Raw genomic sequence first — 18,197 nt, forward strand, 5'->3', positions numbered from 1 at the left:
GCGAGTTAGTTCCAGCCACCAGCGCGCATTTCAGCCGAAATCTCCAAACGCACGACATCGGATGTTCCTGGGGCAAACATGCCAACGCCATATTCGCTTCGCAGCAATGTGCCCGAGGCCTCAACGCCGACCCAATCGCCTTTGTAATAGTCAAAGAACCCACCCAGTGGGTGCGTGCCCATGAACTTCATGGACACATCCAATGTTGTAGGCTTTGTTTGATCCTTGATCGTCAGGTCGCCGATCAACCGCAGGGTTTGAGCCCCGGTTTGGATGGCTGATGTAGAAACGAAAGTCGCTTTTGGGAAGGCTTCAATATCAAAGAAATCAGCGCTTTTCAGGTGATCATCCAGCGGTGAAACGCCTGTGGCAAGGCTGCTGGTGTCGATGCTGATGTTTGCAGATGTGGCGTTTACGTTTTCTGGATCAAAGTCGATCGTGCCGGACATGCCCGTCCATTCCCCTGATTGTTCAGTCAGCCCAGCGTGGTTGTAGTAAAACCGGATCTCGGTATGAGTGGGATCCAGATGATATGTTTCTGCTATGACTGGGGCTGTCATGGTAAAAAGAAGGGCGGTTGCAGAGAGCGTTTTCATTTCGTTTCCCTCAGGATATGAATGTAGATGCAAATGCATGTATATATGTGAGAGTAGTCCGGCAAGGGGTTGATGAGCGTGTCACAGGGTTGTGAAATGGACGAATTTAAAACGCGCGAGGCGGCGTGGATTGCCTTAAACCGTGTTCGCACACAAATTTTTCACGACACAGAGCGTGCTTTGGCGGCGGCGGGGCTGCCTAAGTTGAACTGGTATGATGTGTTGTGGGAGCTAGACCAAAACCCTGATGGTTTGCGCCCGTTTCAGCTGGAACAACAATTGTTGTTCGATCAATCCAGTTTTTCCCGCCAAGTGGCACGTATGGCAGAACAGGGATTGTTAAGCCGAGAGTCTGCGAATGGGGATGGGCGTGGCAAGGTGTTGCGGATCACCGAAAAGGGGCGCGCGTTACGGGCCCAAATGTGGGTGATCTACCGTGCCCATATAGACAATGGAATGAGCACGGCTGTTGCATCAGGTGATTTGGCACCGGTTGGACAGGTGCTTGATTAATCCTCGGCCGGACGCAGGGCGAGCCAGATGAGCGCCCCCCCAGCGAGTACCAGAAACGGCCCCATCGCCAAGTTGACTGCTGTCCAGCCTTCGACAGGGGTGCCGCCGGAACAGTTCATCAACCCGCCCGAAGCGAGCGAGGCCAAGGTGACGCCGCCAAAGACCAAGAGGTCATTCAGGCCCTGCATGCGCCCGCGTTCGTGAGGTTCGTGAGCACCAGCCAGCATGGTCGTGGCCCCGATAAAGCCAAAGTTCCAACCCAAGCCAAGTAAGACCAAGGCAATGAAGAAGCTGTTGAGGTCGACGCCCTGCAATGCGACGGCACCGGCCCCCGCTAGAATGATCAATCCAAGCGCCACAATCTTTTCAACGCCAAATCGTGCGATTAGGTGCCCAGTGAAAAAGCTGGGCGCAAACATTGCCAGAACATGAGATGTCACAACGTCTGCTGCATCCCCTTCGGTGAAACCACAACCGACCACAGCCAAGGGCGTTGATGTCATAACCAGGTTCATCAGGGCGTATGAAACCATGCCGCAAATAACCGCAACAGCAATGCGAGGGGTCGTGATCAATTCCCAACGGGTGCGTCCTTTGGGGGCGTCCGCTGCGGGTTCCGGTGGTTTTGGGATGTCGATCATTAAGAACAACAGAGAGCCAATTACGTTAATGGCGATCACTGTCAGGTAGGTTCCCAGAAAGGGAACGACAAAGGCTTGGCTGGTGGCTTTGACGAGCTGTGGTCCAATGATGGCAGACGCTAGTCCACCGGCCATGACATATGAAATCGCTTTGGGTCTAAACGCATCAGAGGCGGTGTCTGCCGCTGCAAAGCGATAGAACCCTTGGGCGCTCATATAGATACCGGTCATGAAGCTGCCGATAAGGAAAACCGGGAACGACCCGAGGTACAGGCCATAGGCGCCAACCAGACCGCCTCCGGCACCGCCAACAGTGCCGATCAAAAACCCAGCCCGCCGACCCCAACGTTGCATGATCGCGGAAATCGGAGTTGCCGAAAGCATCGATCCAAGAACAATCAACGAGATGGGCAGAGTCGCCAAACACACGTTGCTTGCCAACGACTGACCCGCAAGGCCACCGATGGTGAAAATCATTGGCATTTGCGCACCCAAGAAAGCTTGGGCAGCTACCAAAACGGCCACGTTGCGTTTGGCCTTGCTATCGTCGGGGGCGGATATGGACATGGTCATGACGCATGCGTATCGGTGAATCTGTTTGTGCACAAGCAGCTTGAATCTCAAAATGAGTGACTTAGGGTACAGAGCCAACATCCCGGATAAAACATGAGGCGTGGAATGACGGTGGGACGGATCATCGAGACGCCAGAATGTGTGTCTGAAGGGGCGGAATGGTTGGCTCTGGCTTGTCCTCGCATGGCCTATGCGATCGATCAAACGGGGCCGCTGCCGTTACGACGCAGACTGGATGGCTTTGCACAATTGCTGAGCGCGATTGTCAGCCAACAGGTGAGTGTGGCGTCGGCCAATGCGATTTGGGGGCGCATGAAAGATGCGGGTCTGATCGGTCCTCGGAAAATCCAATGGGCTAGCGACGATGATATGCGTGCGGTGGGGTTGAGCAGACAGAAAATTCGCTACGCGCGGGCGCTCGCAGCGGCAGGGATCAATTTCAAAGCCCTGCGAGACGTGTCAGATGATGAGGTGATCACGACGTTGACCCAAGTCTCGGGGATAGGTCCGTGGACGGCCGAGGTATATGCGATGTTTTCGCTGGGGCGGGCTGATGTGTTTGCACCCGGCGATCTGGCACTGCAGGAAGCTGCGCGTGTTTTGTACGATTTGCCGGGGCGACCAACGGAAAAAGAATTTCGTCAAATGGCGCTTGCATGGTCGCCATGGCGATCGGTTGCGGCGCGCGTGTTGTGGGCCTATTACCGCATTGTTAAAGACAGAGAAGGTATCCGATGACCAGAGTATTGAATGCAGGGCGAAAAGAGCCGATTTCAGGAAGCACACGGTCAATCGTCGTGTTTCTGCACGGCTATGGCGCCAATGGTGCCGATCTACTTGGGCTTGCCGACCCTTTGGGGGAACATCTGCCTGACACGTTGTTTGTCGCGCCCGATGCGCCGGAAACGATTCCCGGCATGCCTGGTGCCTTTCAATGGTTCCCGATCCCTTGGATTGATGGATCTTCGGAAGAGGAATCCATGCGGGGAATGGTGTCGGCTGTAGACGATCTGAATGCCTTTTTAGATGCCTTGATGGTGGACGAAGATGTTCTACCCGAACAGGTCGTCTTGTTTGGCTTTAGCCAAGGTACGATGATGAGCCTGCATGTGGCCCCACGTCGAGAAGATGCCGTAGCGGGGGTTGTGGCCTTTTCTGGACGTCTGTTGGACCCGGAATCTTTGCCAGAGCAAGTGGTCAGCCGCATGCCTGTGTTGTTGGTGCATGGCGATTCTGATGACGTGGTCCCACCGCAGTCGTTGCCCGAAGCCGCCGAGGGTTTGCAGGCCGCTGGCTTTGAAGAGGTCTATGCGCATGTGATGAAAGGAACAGCTCACGGGATTGCGCCGGATGGTCTTAGCGTGGCGTTGGCCTTTATTCGCGACAAGCTGAGTTTTTAAACTGAACGCTCCCGCCGTTTTGTGGATCAATCAATAGATTGATCCAGACACGTTGGGCCACGCAGCGCGCCTGAAGGCGCGCTGCGTTTGCGCATTGAAGATAGGTTTTCGCGATCCGAGAGGTCCGCGTCGCACCACTGCGGATCAGCGCTGCCGACGGTCGGTGTGCGTTGGGGAGGTTACGGTTTGCCAGGTTCCAGTGTCGAGCCCGTCAAGCGTCCAGTTTCCGATGCGGTAACGGATCAATCGCAAAGTCGGATGCCCAACAGCTGCTGTCATCCGGCGGACTTGCCGGTTGCGCCCTTCGTGGATCGTCAAGGAGATCCAACTGTCAGGGACGGATTTGCGTACCCGAATGGGCGGTGTTCTGGGCCAAATAATGTCGGGTTCGGCGATCCGTTTTGCCTGTGCAGGCTTGGTCGGTCCGTCCTTGAGCATAAGGCCTGAGCAGAGGGCCTCGATCGCTGACTGGTCTGGTTCGCCTTCAACCTGAACCCAATAGGTTTTTGGCATCTTATGTTTGGGGTCCGTGATCCGGGCCTGAAGTGCCCCGTCATCCGTGAGCAACATTAAGCCTTCGCTGTCACGATCCAATCGACCAGCGGGATAGACACCGGGCATTTCGATGAAATCAGACAGCGTCCGACGGGGAGTGCCCTGAGTTCCACGATCCGTGAATTGCGGAAGTACATCAAAGGGTTTGTTGAAACGGATCAATTTGGTCATGCCCTGTGCCATACCGCTTTGCGCTTTGAAAAAGCAACTGTTCTCTGATCCTGTGGATAACTGTCATGTGGATGTTACCGAAGCCGATTAGCTGAGGCCGAGATATTGTGGTGCAACGGGACTTGTCACGATCCAACCACGATATATAGTTATCAATATGCCGGGGCGGGGTTCCCCGCCTTGGGGCCAATCAGTGGCGACGCAGGGCGAGGAGAGAGTCTTTGAAGGGTGCAATTCACAGTAGAGCTTGTGACAATGAACCTATTTCGTATGGCGAAATAGGTATCGGTCGTCCTTCTGATGGGAGCCTGCGCTGTCGAATAGTTTGCTCACCTACGGATTTCAGATCTCAGGCCAATATGGTTTTGCGATATTTCAGTGACAGGCCAGTGTTGCCAAGTCCGGGGATGCAGGAGAAAAATCCGAACCTTGAGGCCATTGTTATTGCCAGTTGGGACTCCAGTCAGATCACAGTTTTGAAACGAGATAGGGCGCGTGTGCAACACGCGCCTTTTGTTTTTCATGGGGAGGGGTGAGCAGAATGTCCCTTAGCACATATGAAACCCGGCCCGATTTCCACCAAGGCCCAAACCACTCAAGCGCCAATGATGGCAGCCCAGAGATCGAAGGAAACCGAATGAAACAGGTGGGGTCTCATTTGCGTACCCTGGTATTGAATGCGAACATGCAACCACTCAGCTGGGCCCCTTTGTCAGTTTGGAGCTGGCAGAGCGCATTTGTTGCTGTGCACCAAGAGCGGGTGATCCAGATAAAGACTTATGAAGATTGCATCGTACACTCGGCGACGCAGTCGTTCGAAGTGCCAGCAGTGGTCGCGCTCAGAAATTATCACAAACGAAAGCGGGTTGGTTTCACCCGCTACAATCTATTTCTAAGGGACGAATTCAGGTGCCAATATTGCGGTCACCGGTTCCCAGTGAAAGAACTGACATTCGATCATGTTGTTCCACGTAGTAAAGGTGGGGGATCAAATTGGTCAAACATCGTTGCCTGTTGCAGCAAAGATAACTTGCGAAAAGCAAACAGGACACCCAAGCAAGCAGGTATGAAGCTGTTGCGTCAACCCTATGCGCCGACAGGTTATCAACTAGATGCCGCCGCGCGTCGGCAACCTTTGGTTAACGGTGAGTTGCATCAAACGTGGATGGACTATCTCTATTGGGGGGCTGAACTGGAAGATTGAAGAGCCTACATAGACGAACCGGTTACACTTCGAATGTCACTCGGTGAGATTGGCTTACACTGCTGGCAAATAAAAAGGGCTGGCAAGTGCCAACCCTTTTATTCTGCGCGTACAAGCGGTGATATTTTACACTCGCAGAGTATTGCCCGTTAAAACGGGATTTCATCATCGTCGATCCCACCGGACGCAGGCCCACGGCCACCACCACCGCCACCTTGGGGGGCGCCGCCGCCATATGGGTCGCCCTGGGGACCGCTGTCATAGCCGCCACCGTAGCCTCCGCCTTGGTTATCGCCACCGTAGCCGCCACCGCCACCACCTTGGCCCCCGCCTTCGCCGCGTCCATCCAGCATGGTCAGTGTGGAGCCAAAGCCCTGCAGCACGACTTCGGTGGAATAGCGGTCTTGACCGGATTGATCCTGCCATTTGCGGGTTTGCAATTGACCCTCGATATATACCTTGGAGCCTTTGCGCAGATACTGTTCTGCGACACGCACAAGACCTTCGTTAAAGATTGCAACCGAGTGCCATTCCGTACGTTCCCGACGTTCGCCGGTGTTGCGATCTTTCCAGTTTTCCGAGGTGGCAATGCGAAGGTTGCAGACTTTGCCGCCGTTCTGAAACGACCGAACCTCGGGGTCTCGGCCAAGGTTACCGATTAGAATGACTTTATTGACTGAGCCCGCCATGGATTTCCCCGTGTGTTGTTATACTGATGTCCGAATCTGAGGGACCCGGCCTTAAGATCATATAATGTGCCACGCCAAGGCGAGACAAGCGAAAGCACCTGCAGCTTTATGCCGACGGGGAAATTTGAAAATTGGGGATACTTTCAATCTTGTTTGAAACGCGTATAGTGCGGGGCGAGGATGAACGAACAGGTTCTAAGAATGCGCAGGCTCATTTCTGGGGTGGTTCTTGCATCGTTTGCGATGGCAGCGATGCCGGCGTCGGCCGATATGTTTTCGACAAAGAATCGACGCGACCTGTTTAAAAATCAGGCTCGTTTGCTCGATACGCGTGGGGCTACCCAATACAAAGGCTCCAAACGGCTCAAGCCATCGTCCTCTCAGAGCACAACAAGTCAGCGTTACACCGGCAGTTATCGGGGGGCTTATCTGAACATGGCCCGCGAGGCCGCACGTCGTCACAGTGTGCCTGAAGAGCTTTTTCTGCGATTGGTTCAACAGGAAAGCAATTGGAATCCTAACGCAAAGTCCCACAAAGGCGCATTGGGTTTGGCTCAGTTGATGCCTGCTACGGCCAGGGGGCTGGGCGTCGATCCAACCGATCCTTATCAGAATCTTGACGGGGGCGCGCGCTACCTTCAGCGCCAGTTCCGCAAATTCAAATCCTGGCGTCTGGCTTTGGCTGCCTACAATGCAGGTCCCGAAGCGGTTTCAAAATACGGTGGGGTGCCACCATATAAAGAGACAAAGAACTACGTCAAAAAGATCTGGGGCAGCTGACAGAAAATTTGTCACCTTGCGTTGCATCAATTCCTGAGTATTTCAGTCTGATAGCTTGATTGAAACCGACTCACTCTCAGGGAATTTAAATGACTTCGCCCGCACATCTCTCGGCTATCTTGTTGTTCGCCGCCACACCCACCTTAGCTGGACCTTTTGACACGCTGGAACAATTGGGCGAAGCCCTGTTTTTTGATACCAATTTGTCAGCAAACCGTTCGCAGTCCTGTGCGTCCTGTCATAGCCCGGATCAGGGGTTTTCTGATCCACGTGTGACTGCCGCTGGTAAGGCCGTATCGGTAGGGGACGATGGTTTGTCCTTGGGGGATAGGAATGCGCCGACGGCTTCTTATGCAGTCCTAACCCCGGAGTTTCACATAAACGTCGAGGGCGAGTGGATTGGTGGGCAGTTTTGGGACGGGCGCGCAACTACGTTAGAGGATCAAGCGGGTGGGCCGCCTTTGAACCCCATCGAAATGGGGATGGAAAGTAAGGCGGCCGTCGTTGCTCGGTTGGCTGAAAATCCAGCCTATGTCACCTCGTTCCAAGTCTTGTTTGGTGCGAACATTCTGAACGATCCGTCCGCGACGTATGCGGCTATGTCCAAAGCGCTGGCTGCATTTGAGCGGACCGCGGCTTTTGCCCCATTTGATAGCAAATATGATCGGTTTTTACGTGGTGAGTATGAGCTAACCCGAGACGAGGAACTGGGCCGTTTGTTGTTCTTTTCCGAGCAGTTCACGAATTGCAATCAGTGCCATCAGCTCAAGTCTTCGCTTCTTGATCCGGCTGAGACATTCACCAATTACGAATACCATAACATCGGGATTCCAACGAATAGGTCTGTGCGGTCAGCCAATGGCGTTTCGATTGAAACAAAAGATGTTGGTTTGTTTGCCAACCCGGCTGTGGATGACCCGGCGCAAAGAGGCAAATTCAGGGTTCCTACATTGCGCAATGTTGCCGTGACAGGACCCTATATGCACAATGGAATGTTCGATGAATTGCGAACTGTTGTGTTGTTTTATAACAAATACAACACCTTGAATGAGAAGCGCCAAATTAACCCCGAAACAGGGAAACCTTGGGCAAGGCCTGAAATTCCACAAAACCTATCGGTTTCGGATTTAACACATGGGCCTGCGCTGGATGATCAGCGCATCGATGCATTGGTCGCGTTTATGAAGACCCTCACAGACGCTAAATACGAGCATCTGCTTGATTGACCATAGGGTAGAATGAAACAAGGGGCGCCTCGGATTTCGGGCGCCCCTTTTTCGGTGTTCGTAGATAGGTTTATTCAGCTGCGATTTTGATGACAGGTTCCATCCGATCCAAGATATCCTGTGCAAGGTGACACTTGACCTGATGTCCATCTTCCAGTGTCCGAACCGGGGGGATTTCCTGATCACACAGGCCGCCCGGTACTTCGGATTTCCACCGGCAACGGGTTTGGAATGGACATCCTGAAGGCGGGTTCATCGCCGAAGGAATATCCCCTTCGAGAACAATATGCTGTTTCTCGATCGAGGTGTCAGCGATGGGAACAGCGGACAGCAAGGCCTCGGTATACGGGTGGTATGGTGGGCTGAATACCTGATCCGTCGTACCCAGTTCCACCACGTGCCCAAGGTACATAACCATAACACGATCAGATAGATAACGCACAATGCTCAAGTCGTGACTGATGAACAAAAGCGTGGTTTTCTGTTCCCGCTGAATCTCCATCAGAAGATCAGTCACCGCCGCCTGAACGGAAACGTCGAGGGCTGACACAGGTTCATCTGCAACAACAATCCGGGCATCGCCTGCAAAGGCACGCGCGATACCAACGCGCTGTTTCTGACCGCCTGACAACTGTCGCGGCATGCGTTCGGCAAAAGCTCGGGGGAGCTTAACGAGGTCAAGCAGCTCAAGCATCCGCTTACGCCGTTCTGCTTCGTTTTTCCCAATGCCAAAGATCTCCAAAGCCCGGATGATCTGACGACCCACTGTCATGGAAGGGTTCAATGTATCAAACGGGTTCTGGAACACCATCTGCACGTCCGAGACCGTTTTGGTATCGCGTTCTTCGATGGGCGTGCTTTCGATGTTGCGATTGTCCAGCAATATCTGGCCTTCGGTTGCGGTTTCCAATCCCATCAGAACTTTGGCAAATGTGGATTTACCACAGCCAGATTCCCCAACAATTGCGAGCGTTTCAGATTCCCGAGCTTCGAACGACAGGGTCTCGTTGGCTTTGACAACCTTTTTGTCGCCCCCTCCAAAGAGAGCGTTGGCCGCAACTTCGTAGTATTTTTTGAGGTTCTCCATCTTGAGAACAACCTCACCAACGGGGGCTTTTTCTTTCTGTTCTCCGACCGTGATTGGCGCGTTCCAGTCGATTTCATCGAACTTGAGGCACCGCGTATGGTGTCGATCATTTCCAGGCACTGCGTCCATCATGATGTCACCAGCGTCACATCGACCTTCTTCGAAATAGTCGCATCGTGGACCAAAGTTACACCCAGGCGGGCGTTCATGGGGCAGGGGAAAGTTGCCCGGAATGGCCACTAGCGGGCGCGAGTTCTTGTCAGCGCCCGGCAGAGGGATCGAGCGGAACAAAGCCTGTGTGTAGGGGTGCTGCATCTCGTCAAAGACGTCCGAAATCGAACCGCGCTCAACCGCTTCACCAGAATACATGACACAGAGGCGGTCGCAGGTTTCCAAGATCAAACCAAGGTTGTGCGAAATAAACAGCATCGATGTGCCGTATTTCTTGCCCAGATCCCGGACCAGTTCAACCACCGCAGCCTCGACCGTTACATCCAAAGCTGTTGTGGGCTCATCAAGGATCAGCAGTGCTGGTTTGGACATCAACGCCATCGCAATAACGATCCGTTGCTGTTGACCACCAGATAATTGGTGTGGGAACGAATTCAGCATCCGTTCAGGATCGGGCAGCCGTACGTCAGTGACAACTTCCAAAGCCCGACGATAGGCCTCTTCCTTGTTGACCCCCTCGTGAATCATCGGGACTTCCATCAGCTGTTTGCCGATTTTCATGGCTGGGTTCAGCGATGCCATGGGTTCCTGATAGATCATGGCGATTTCGTTGCCACGGACATCGCGCAACTCATCTGGTGTCATTTCGGCCAGATCACGCCCTTTGAATTTGATCGAGCCACCTACGACACGACCGTTCTTTCCAAGGTCTTGCATAACACCAAGCGCCACCGTGGACTTACCGCAGCCGGACTCACCAACAAGACCGACGGCTTCGCCGGGTTGAACTGCGACTGAAAAATCCATGACCGCTGGGATTTCCCGCAGTCGGGTGAAAAAGGAAATCGAGAGTTTGTCGATCTCTAGAATGGGGCCGTCATATTCTGCCAGCTTATTCATTTTCTTGTCTCCCTGTTGGAGCGGGTGAAACCTTGGTCTCTGCCTGACGCTCCAAATTTGTCGGGGGCTCGGGGGCATTGCCCCCGAACACGTTATCATCAGTCACGCAGGCTTTCTTCGCGTAGACCATCTGCCAGTAGGTTCAGACCCAACACCAAGCTCAGCAAGGCCAGAGCGGGCGGCAGGGCTGGGTGCGGATAAATCTTAAGCAGCTTGCGGCCTTCGTTGATGGTTGATCCCCAATCCGGGCTTTCCGGTGGCAGACCCAGACCAAAGAAACCCAAGGTTCCCAGCAGGATTGTGGTGTATCCAATGCGCAGACAGAAATCGACGATCAGCGGTCCACGTGCGTTTGGCAGGATTTCCCACAGCATAATGTACCACGGACCTTCGCCCCGGGTTTGCGCGGCTGCCACATAGTCCCGTGTTTTGATGTCCAATGTCAGACCACGCACGATACGAAAGACCGTGGGTGAGTTCACAAAGACAACTGACACAAAGACCACCAGAACGCCGCTTGGGACATCGAAGAGATCCAAAATAGCAGGCAAGCCGGGAATGGTGTTTTCAACCACGTCGCCATTAGTCGAGATCAGCGACAGATACAGCCAGATCGCGACCCCAAGGACCCCAATCAACAGAGGCGTGCGCAACCTTGGCTGTGTGTAGAACCGAGAGTTGAGCAGCACCGCAAGAAAGATGATGGGAAAGACGAACAAGACCGTCGCCATATAGTTCGGCACACCGGCTGTGATGATTTCCGGCGTTACCAACAGGTAGAACAGCAGGATCACAGGGAAGGCGAGGATCAGGTTGGCCATGAAAGAGATCAACGTGTCCAAACGACCGCCATAATATCCCGCTGGCAGGCCCAGTGTGATGCCAACCATAAAGGCAAACAGAGTGGCCAAGGGGGCAATTTGAACAACGATCCAAGCACCTTTGATCACACGGCTGAATACGTCGCGTGCAAGATTGTCGCCACCCAGGAGGTACCAGGCGTATTCACCTTCCTCTGCGCCACGCAGCGGCGTTCCTGGGACTTTGTTTTTCATGCCTGAGGCTTGCGCCAGTGGGTCATGGGTAATGATCAGATCCATTGCCCCGAATATGCCGGTAAAGACCCAGAACATAACCAAAGCAAACCCGACCATGCCGATGGGGCTGTCAAAGAGCTTCCCGTACAGGCCGAGCCGCCGCTTAAAGGCGATCGACAGGGCAAACAGGATGACAAGGGCAATCCATACCGAAGACAGTTGGTAAAAGATGCGCCAGATAATTTCGAATGTACCGAGAGGTTCCATAGTCCGTCTCCTCCCTTAAGAAATTCGAATGCGTGGGTTGAGGTAGACATAGCCGATATCGGAAATCAGCTGGGTCACCAGAACCACGACAACAGAAACAACGGAAACGGCAAGCAGCAACTGGATATCGTTGTTACCGGCAGCCTGTACAAGAACCCAGCCGAAGCCTTTGTAATTGAACAGGGTTTCCACGATGACAACACCGTTCAACAGCCACGGGAACTGCAACATGATCACCGTAAAGGGGGCAATCAAAGCATTCCGTAGGGCGTGCTTCATAACGATATTGGGGAACGTAACGCCCTTGAGCCGGGCCGTCCGGATATATTGCGCGGTCATAACCTCGGCCATCGACGCGCGTGTCATCCGGGCGATATAGCCCATGCCATAGAGTGCAATTGTCAGCACAGGCAAAAAGAAGTTGCTGAAATTGGCTTCCTTCATCGCGGATGTTGCGGTGCCCTTGAACAGAGTTTTGCTTTCGATCCAGCCCCATTCATACAGTATTGGGCTCAACCCGAATTTCGATGATGCCAAGAGTGCGATGAAGATGACGCCTGATACATATTCAGGTGTAGCGGTTGTAGTGATGGCGAATGTGGAAAGGGTACGGTCAGTTTTGCTGCCTTCTTTCATGCCCGCCAGAACGCCCAAGATTAGTGCGCTGGGGATCATGAGAAGCATAACCCATAACATCAACTTCCCGGTTAGGGCCAAGCGTGTTCCGACGATCTTGCCAACACTGTCTTTGAAAACGGTTGAATAGCCCCAGTACCCTTGCAGAATTCCACAGAAGTTAGGGGCGTCAGCCGCCTCCATTCCGGGTTCAATACAACGGCCCGTAACAGTTCCGTCTTCGGCTGTGTGCCGATAAGAGGGAGCAACACCGATCCATTCGGCGTATTTCCGGGGTGTGGATTGCAAATATCCGCCGCGTTCAAGCCAAGAGGCGACCGCCTCGTCAGACATACGGAAGTTGCCTTGTGTTTTGGCAAGCTTTTCAAGGTTCGGATAGAGGTTCGTCATAAAGAAGACGATGAATGTCAGACAAAGCGCGGTCAAAATCATGACCCCGACTCTGCGTAGGATGAAGAGTCCCATGGCTGCCCCTGTAGGTGGCTGCGACAAACGCCCGACGTGAGGAGATGTCACTATTTTATTGCTGGACCGATTGGATCGGACAAATGGACCGCGCCAGATGGCGCGGTCCTGTTTGGTTTAGGAAATTAGGCTTTGAGGCCCCATTTGTAGATCTGCGGCAGATAGGCGATGTGCATATCAACACCCACAACAGCATCTGTGTGGTGACGCTGGATTGAGCGCCAGTATGGCTGAATGGTCACGCCTTCTTCGATCACGATGGCCTGGATTTTGCCCATTACAACGCGACGTGCATCTGCATCCGCGATGGAGTTGGCTTCGGCCAGCAAGGCGTCGAATTCAGCATTTGCCCAACCAAATTCATTCCACGCCTCACCGGAGCGATACGCCAGACCCAGAACCTGTGTGCCCAAGGGACGGTGGTTCCAGTTGGTGGACGAGAACGGATATTTGACCCAGTCGTTCCAGAACGTAGACCCAGGCAGAACTGTCCGCTTCACTTTGATACCAGCGTCACGCAGTTGCGCGGCAACGGCGTCAGTGGTGTCACGACGATAGCCATCGTCGATCGAAATCAACTCGTGCTCATAGTCTAGCATGCCAGCTTCTTCCATCAGGGCCTTGGCCTTGGCTGGATCAAACGGCAAACGTGTTACGTCTGGGTTGTACTCTGGGTGAACAGGACCAACGTGGCAGTTGTCTGCAGCAGCGCCATTGTTGCTATAGCCCAACTCGAGACAAACATTGTTGTCTACGGCCATTGAGATCGCCTGACGGACACGTTTGTCAGCATAGATCTTGTTGCCATTTTCGTCTTCGGCAAGCTGGTTGGGGCGGATTACAATGGTAGATCCAGAAACAACGGTCGATTTGGTCAGGTCCAAACCATCGAGAACTTCGATGAATTCACCTTCGGATTCCCAGTTCATGTCGATTTCTTCGGACTCATAAGCCGAAACAACCGCAGCTGGGTCAGTGCCGTAGTCAATGAATTCAATGCGATCAAGGTGACCGCCTTTGCCTGCCGCGTAGCCCCACCATTCGTGGTCTTCGTTGCGCACCAAAGTACCTTTGACGCCAACTTCGAGTTCAGCTGGAACCATGTAACCGGTGCCAACAGGCTTATCGAGCATCGTATCAGCGCTGAAACCTGCCGGAGTGATGGCCGCCGGATAGTCCGCCATGCCTGGAATAATCGTAATGTCCGGAACGGGCAGGGTCAGTTTGACGGTGTGGCTATCCACAACTGAGATTGAGCCATCTTTCGCTTTGCTTGTATCCGCATCGATCAAGGAGGCCATACGACCAGCCATCGAGTTGCCCTCGACGCCTTTGTCACACCAACCTTCGATGTTGCGTGCGACGTCTTCGGCCGTGAAATCAGAACCATCGTTCCACTTCACGCCTTTGCGTACATGCAATGTGTATTCGGTGGCGTCTGCGTTGGCTTCCCAGCTTTCAAGCAGCATGGGCTCAAACGATCCATCCGAGTTGTATTCAACTAGATATTCCAACCAACCTGCTGAGAAGGTCGCGATTTGGGTCCAGTCGTATGTACGTGGATCTTTTAGAGCGCGGACCTCCATCTGCATACGCAGTGTGCCGCCCTTTTGAGCATGCGCGGCCGCTTGCACGGGGGATGCCATGCCGATCATCGCATAGGCTGCTGTCGCCGTTACACCAAGAGCCGTGGCGCGGGTCAGAAACTCGCGGCGGCTGAGTTGTCCGTCGCGCACTTCTTTCGCGTGCATTTTTACAGCCCAGTGTACGGGGCCGCCTGTGAGTGTTTGCTTTGTCATGTAGAACTCCCTGTGACGTATTTTATTGGAAGACGATGGAAGAGCATCGGTCCTCTTGGTCCGGTTTGGACCTAATTTCGCAATATGTGGATATCTTTGAACCCCATGCCCTTCATTCCGCACCAGATTTTGTGAGAGGTCAATGATTGGTTTCGTCATATCCTGTACCAAAAACGACATTTCCTGAGAAGAAAAACGACTGGACAGGGTGATTCCCGCTTAGGATCCGGAAACGGGGTGCTGTGCTGCTCGACGGAGTGCCGTCGGGGATTGGCCCGTATGGACCTGAATGAACCGACTGAAATAGGCAGAGCTGCCAAACCCCAAACGTTGTGCAATATCTTTGGATTGATCTGGTGTGCTGATCAATTCCGTGCGGGCGGCATAAAGCAATCTTTGAGTTAGCAGGGAAGCCGCAGTATGCCCGGTTTCTGATTTACAAACACGGGTCAAATGGGTGGGTGTTACGTTCAACGCGTTGGCATGACCCGCCATCGATTCCCCGCTGCCATAAGCGTGAACAAGACGGCGGCAATATCGTTGCATCAACTTGCGTGCAGCGGTTTTTTTAGGATCTGGCGGCGCTGCTGTCTGATAGCGTTGGAGCCAAATTCCGATGAGACTAGCGTAAGACTGCAAGCTTTGAGACAGGAGATTATCGCCCAATGTGTGTTCTCGATTAACCGCATCAAGCAACGCCACGAGTTCAGCCTGTTTGCCAGTTTCGCGAATCTTTAAATGCACGGGCTGGTCGGGCCAGTGTTCACCTTGATCTTTAGAGATTAACGCCGCTTGCCCAAAGCTCTGACGCCCCAGATCAATGGCCATGAGGTGATGTGCCGGAACAAAGATAGCGCTGTGCAGGCTGACCCCTGACCGAACCCCATCCAAAAGCGCCACACCCTGACCGCGGGTGATCCACAAGAGCAGGTGGTGATCACGATCATGTGACAGGTTCAGCTGCCAGGGCCCGAACGGGGTTAACTGCGCCAAAGCGACGTTCCGAATCGGGATTCTTTCTAAATCAGGGGCTGCCATATGTTCGAAAATCGCACACGCTTAAGGGTATCAGGCAGATGTACTCCACTTTTTGTACGATTTCAGCAGAAAAATGAAACAGCGCACCCGATCACTGATTCGGGGCAACGCGATGCCAGTTTTTCATTTTTGAACGGAACCACGTGCGTTGGCGCTTTGCAAATTGCCGCGTTGATATGCCTGCGCGCTCGCGGGCCGTATCCAATGAACAGGTGCCATCTAGATAGGACATCAATTCAGGCACCCCGATGGCTTTGCAAGCGGGCAGGGTGGGGTCATACCGGGATCGCATCGCAGCAACTTCGTCCAGAGCGCCTTGGTCCAGCATCATATCAAACCTTCGCATGATCCGATCCAGCAACCATTCCTTTTCAACATCGAAAACGAGTGGGACTGTCTCTGTAATCGACAACAAAGGTGGGGGTGTTTCGGCTTGCCAACTCAACAGCGAGCGTCCTGTTGCCGCCTGTACTTCCCATGCCCGCTGTACGCGGGCTCGGTTGAGCTGGTCAATTGCGCTGGCTGTTTCTTGATCCAGATCACCAAGCATTGTTGCCAAAGGCAGAGCATCTGCGGTCGTTCTAACCTCGGCCGGGGTTGGTGGTATGTCCGCCATCCCTTTTGTTAACGTTGAGAAATAGAGCCCCGTGCCACCGACGATAATTGGACGTTCTCCCCCCTTCAAAAGGGGTTGCACATCGCGCAGCCAGTGCCCGGCAGAGTACGCCGTGTCGAAGGGTACGTGGCCATACAGAAGGTGAGGTGCGTGCGCCTCTTCTTCGGCCGAAGGTCGCGCCGTGATTACCCGCCAACAGTCATAGACCTGACTGGCATCTGCATTGACGATAACACCCCCGAACCGGTCCGCGATTTCCAGAGCAAGTGCCGACTTGCCGGATGCAGTGGGACCGGCAATTAAAACGGGCGCCGCGTCGGGGATTGGAGGCACTTGATCTAACAATCCCATGCTGTGCTTTCCGAAACCATCACATTCCCACCCATATTTGCATCATGCAGCATTGAATCCCAACGCGTTTTGCTTCATTTTCGCCGGGAAAATAACCCCGTGCCGCAGCGGAGCGCAACATGACCTCTTCCTCCTCCATCGAGATCAACGAAACCACCTATAATCGAGTGATGCTTAAAATCTCCGGTGAGGCCCTAATGGGGGATCAGGGCTTTGGCCTGCATCCGCCCACCGTTCAGCGCATCGCCGAAGAGGTAAAGTCGGTTCACGATATGGGGGTCGAAATCTGTATGGTGATTGGGGGCGGCAATATTTTCCGCGGTCTCAGTGGCTCGGCTCAGGGTATGGAACGGACTACAGCGGACTACATGGGTATGCTGGCCACGGTCATGAACGCATTGGCGATGCAATCTGCACTGGAAGAGCTGGGCGTTTTTACACGGGTCATCTCGGCCATCCCAATGGATCAGGTGTGTGAACCCTACATTCGCCGCCGCGCTGTGCGCCATCTTGAGAAAAAGCGGGTTTGCATTTTTGCCGCAGGCACTGGGAACCCCTATTTCACGACTGACACAGCGGCCACCTTGCGCGCGAATGAGATGAGCTGTGAAGCGATTTTCAAGGGCACCAAAGTAGATGGCGTTTACGACAAGGATCCGGTCAAATTTGACGATGCGGTTCGCTATGACACCGTCTCTTATGATGATGTTCTGGCCAAACGTTTGGGGGTTATGGACGCTTCGGCCATTGCATTGGCAAGAGACAATAATTTGCCCATCATCGTGTTTTCGCTGGACGAACCCGGTGGGTTCCGTGGCATTCTTGCAGGTAGGGGCACCTATACAAAGGTGGTCGGCTAGGTTTATAGACCTCGGCAACCAATAATCCTTTTAAGGGGAGTGGGCAGCATGTCTGACGATTTTATTCTTGATACTGATGACCTTCAGCGCCGTATGGACGGTGCGATGTCAAACTTGAAAACAGAATTTGCATCTTTGCGCACCGGGCGTGCCTCGGGTTCGATGTTGGAGCCGGTGATGGTTGATGCCTATGGCTCAATGACACCGATCAATCAGGTGGGAACTGTGAATGTTCCCGAGCCGCGCATGGTTACGATCAACGTGTGGGACAAAGGTCTGGTCAACAAGGTCGAAAAAGCAATCCGTGAAAGCGGCCTTGGCATCAACCCGCAGCTGAATGGCACGATCATCATGCTGCCCATTCCCGAATTGAACGAAGAACGTCGCCGCGAACTGACCAAAGTCGCAGGCCAATATGCTGAGCATGCACGGGTTTCTGTGCGCAATGTGCGGCGTGATGGGATGGACCAGATCAAAAAGGCGAAAGCTGACGGCATGTCCGAAGATGACCAGAAGTTCTGGGAAACCGAAGTTCAGGAACTGACGGACAAGATGATCAAGGTCATCGACGATGGTCTTGAAGTGAAACAAGCCGAAATTATGCAGGTCTGAGCGTCGAGTT

18 protein-coding genes are annotated in these 18,197 nt (G+C 53.6%); 8 read left to right on the forward strand and 10 right to left on the reverse strand.

Annotation, left to right across the window (positions count from 1 at the left end; all coding sequences use genetic code 11):
- Window positions 1–5: 5 nt before the first annotated feature.
- The gene (locus ABWV33_RS11495; RefSeq protein ID WP_353330830.1) at window positions 6–596 is read right to left on the reverse strand and encodes a YceI family protein; all 591 of its coding nucleotides are present in this window, start codon (window positions 594–596) and stop codon (window positions 6–8) included.
- Between the two features lie 96 nt (window positions 597–692).
- Here ABWV33_RS11495 and ABWV33_RS11500 point away from each other — a divergent pair, with 96 nt between their 5' ends.
- Window positions 693–1,109, forward strand: a complete 417-nt coding sequence (locus ABWV33_RS11500) for a MarR family winged helix-turn-helix transcriptional regulator (protein ID WP_181824696.1) — start codon at window positions 693–695, stop codon at window positions 1,107–1,109.
- On the opposite strand, the gene ABWV33_RS11505 is transcribed toward ABWV33_RS11500, so the two are convergent.
- The gene (locus ABWV33_RS11505; protein WP_353330832.1) at window positions 1,106–2,323 is read right to left on the reverse strand and encodes an MFS transporter; all 1,218 of its coding nucleotides are present in this window, start codon (window positions 2,321–2,323) and stop codon (window positions 1,106–1,108) included. The two genes, ABWV33_RS11500 and ABWV33_RS11505, sit on opposite strands and share 4 nt — an antisense overlap.
- A 105-nt stretch (window positions 2,324–2,428) precedes the next feature.
- Between ABWV33_RS11505 and ABWV33_RS11510 the strand changes: the two genes are divergently transcribed.
- Both ABWV33_RS11510 and ABWV33_RS11515 read left to right on the forward strand, forming a co-directional pair.
- Window positions 2,429–3,061, forward strand: a complete 633-nt coding sequence (locus ABWV33_RS11510) for a DNA-3-methyladenine glycosylase family protein (RefSeq protein WP_353330834.1) — start codon at window positions 2,429–2,431, stop codon at window positions 3,059–3,061.
- A complete protein-coding gene (locus ABWV33_RS11515) occupies window positions 3,058–3,723 on the forward strand; it encodes an alpha/beta hydrolase (RefSeq protein WP_113824315.1) in 666 nt (221 codons plus the stop codon). Before ABWV33_RS11510 ends, ABWV33_RS11515 begins: the two co-directional genes overlap by 4 nt.
- A 144-nt stretch (window positions 3,724–3,867) precedes the next feature.
- Here the strand turns inward: ABWV33_RS11515 and ABWV33_RS11520 are convergent, their stop codons facing one another.
- On the reverse strand, window positions 3,868–4,449 hold the full coding sequence (locus ABWV33_RS11520) for a pseudouridine synthase (protein WP_353330836.1): 582 nt from the start codon (window positions 4,447–4,449) through the stop codon (window positions 3,868–3,870).
- A gap of 541 nt (window positions 4,450–4,990) precedes the next feature.
- Here ABWV33_RS11520 and ABWV33_RS11525 point away from each other — a divergent pair.
- The gene (locus ABWV33_RS11525; RefSeq protein WP_353330838.1) at window positions 4,991–5,653 is read left to right on the forward strand and encodes an HNH endonuclease; all 663 of its coding nucleotides are present in this window, start codon (window positions 4,991–4,993) and stop codon (window positions 5,651–5,653) included.
- A gap of 149 nt (window positions 5,654–5,802) precedes the next feature.
- Here the strand turns inward: ABWV33_RS11525 and ssb are convergent, their stop codons facing one another.
- Entirely contained in the window at window positions 5,803–6,342 is a 540-nt protein-coding gene (gene ssb, locus ABWV33_RS11530) for a single-stranded DNA-binding protein (protein WP_113824314.1), read from the reverse strand.
- Window positions 6,343–6,543: 201 nt separating this feature from the next.
- On the opposite strand from ssb, the gene ABWV33_RS11535 reads away from it, so the two are divergent.
- Together ABWV33_RS11535 and ABWV33_RS11540 are read left to right on the forward strand one after the other, a co-directional pair.
- Window positions 6,544–7,122, forward strand: a complete 579-nt coding sequence (locus ABWV33_RS11535) for a lytic transglycosylase domain-containing protein (protein ID WP_113824313.1) — start codon at window positions 6,544–6,546, stop codon at window positions 7,120–7,122.
- Between the two features lie 89 nt (window positions 7,123–7,211).
- Entirely contained in the window at window positions 7,212–8,348 is a 1,137-nt protein-coding gene (locus ABWV33_RS11540; protein WP_353330841.1) for a cytochrome-c peroxidase, read from the forward strand.
- Between the two features lie 70 nt (window positions 8,349–8,418).
- On the opposite strand, the gene ABWV33_RS11545 is transcribed toward ABWV33_RS11540, so the two are convergent.
- The 6 genes from ABWV33_RS11545 to miaA form a co-directional block, all read right to left on the reverse strand.
- The gene (locus tag ABWV33_RS11545; RefSeq protein ID WP_353330843.1) at window positions 8,419–10,506 is read right to left on the reverse strand and encodes a dipeptide ABC transporter ATP-binding protein; all 2,088 of its coding nucleotides are present in this window, start codon (window positions 10,504–10,506) and stop codon (window positions 8,419–8,421) included.
- 98 nt (window positions 10,507–10,604) lie between these two features.
- A complete protein-coding gene (locus tag ABWV33_RS11550; protein ID WP_113824310.1) occupies window positions 10,605–11,810 on the reverse strand; it encodes an ABC transporter permease in 1,206 nt (401 codons plus the stop codon).
- 15 nt (window positions 11,811–11,825) lie between these two features.
- Window positions 11,826–12,911, reverse strand: coding sequence for an ABC transporter permease (locus ABWV33_RS11555; protein WP_164617328.1), 1,086 nt, complete (start codon window positions 12,909–12,911; stop codon window positions 11,826–11,828).
- A gap of 125 nt (window positions 12,912–13,036) precedes the next feature.
- Complete coding sequence (locus ABWV33_RS11560) at window positions 13,037–14,710, reverse strand: ABC transporter substrate-binding protein (protein ID WP_353330846.1); 1,674 nt, start codon at window positions 14,708–14,710, stop codon at window positions 13,037–13,039.
- A 219-nt stretch (window positions 14,711–14,929) separates the two neighbouring features.
- Window positions 14,930–15,703 carry an AraC family transcriptional regulator gene (locus tag ABWV33_RS11565; protein ID WP_353330848.1) on the reverse strand — a complete coding sequence of 258 codons (774 nt, stop codon included), beginning with the start codon at window positions 15,701–15,703 and terminating at the stop codon, window positions 14,930–14,932.
- Between the two features lie 136 nt (window positions 15,704–15,839).
- The gene (gene miaA / locus ABWV33_RS11570; RefSeq protein WP_353330850.1) at window positions 15,840–16,715 is read right to left on the reverse strand and encodes a tRNA (adenosine(37)-N6)-dimethylallyltransferase MiaA; all 876 of its coding nucleotides are present in this window, start codon (window positions 16,713–16,715) and stop codon (window positions 15,840–15,842) included.
- 119 nt (window positions 16,716–16,834) lie between these two features.
- Here miaA and pyrH point away from each other — a divergent pair, with 119 nt between their 5' ends.
- Both pyrH and frr read left to right on the forward strand, forming a co-directional pair.
- A complete protein-coding gene (pyrH, locus tag ABWV33_RS11575) occupies window positions 16,835–17,575 on the forward strand; it encodes a UMP kinase (protein ID WP_113824305.1) in 741 nt (246 codons plus the stop codon).
- Between the two features lie 48 nt (window positions 17,576–17,623).
- Window positions 17,624–18,187, forward strand: a complete 564-nt coding sequence (gene frr, locus ABWV33_RS11580; RefSeq protein ID WP_113824304.1) for a ribosome recycling factor — start codon at window positions 17,624–17,626, stop codon at window positions 18,185–18,187.
- The last annotated feature ends 10 nt before the right edge of the window (window positions 18,188–18,197 follow it).

The sequence above is a fragment of the Phaeobacter sp. NW0010-22 genome (assembly GCF_040365955.1).
Taxonomy (GTDB): domain Bacteria; phylum Pseudomonadota; class Alphaproteobacteria; order Rhodobacterales; family Rhodobacteraceae; genus OMPR01.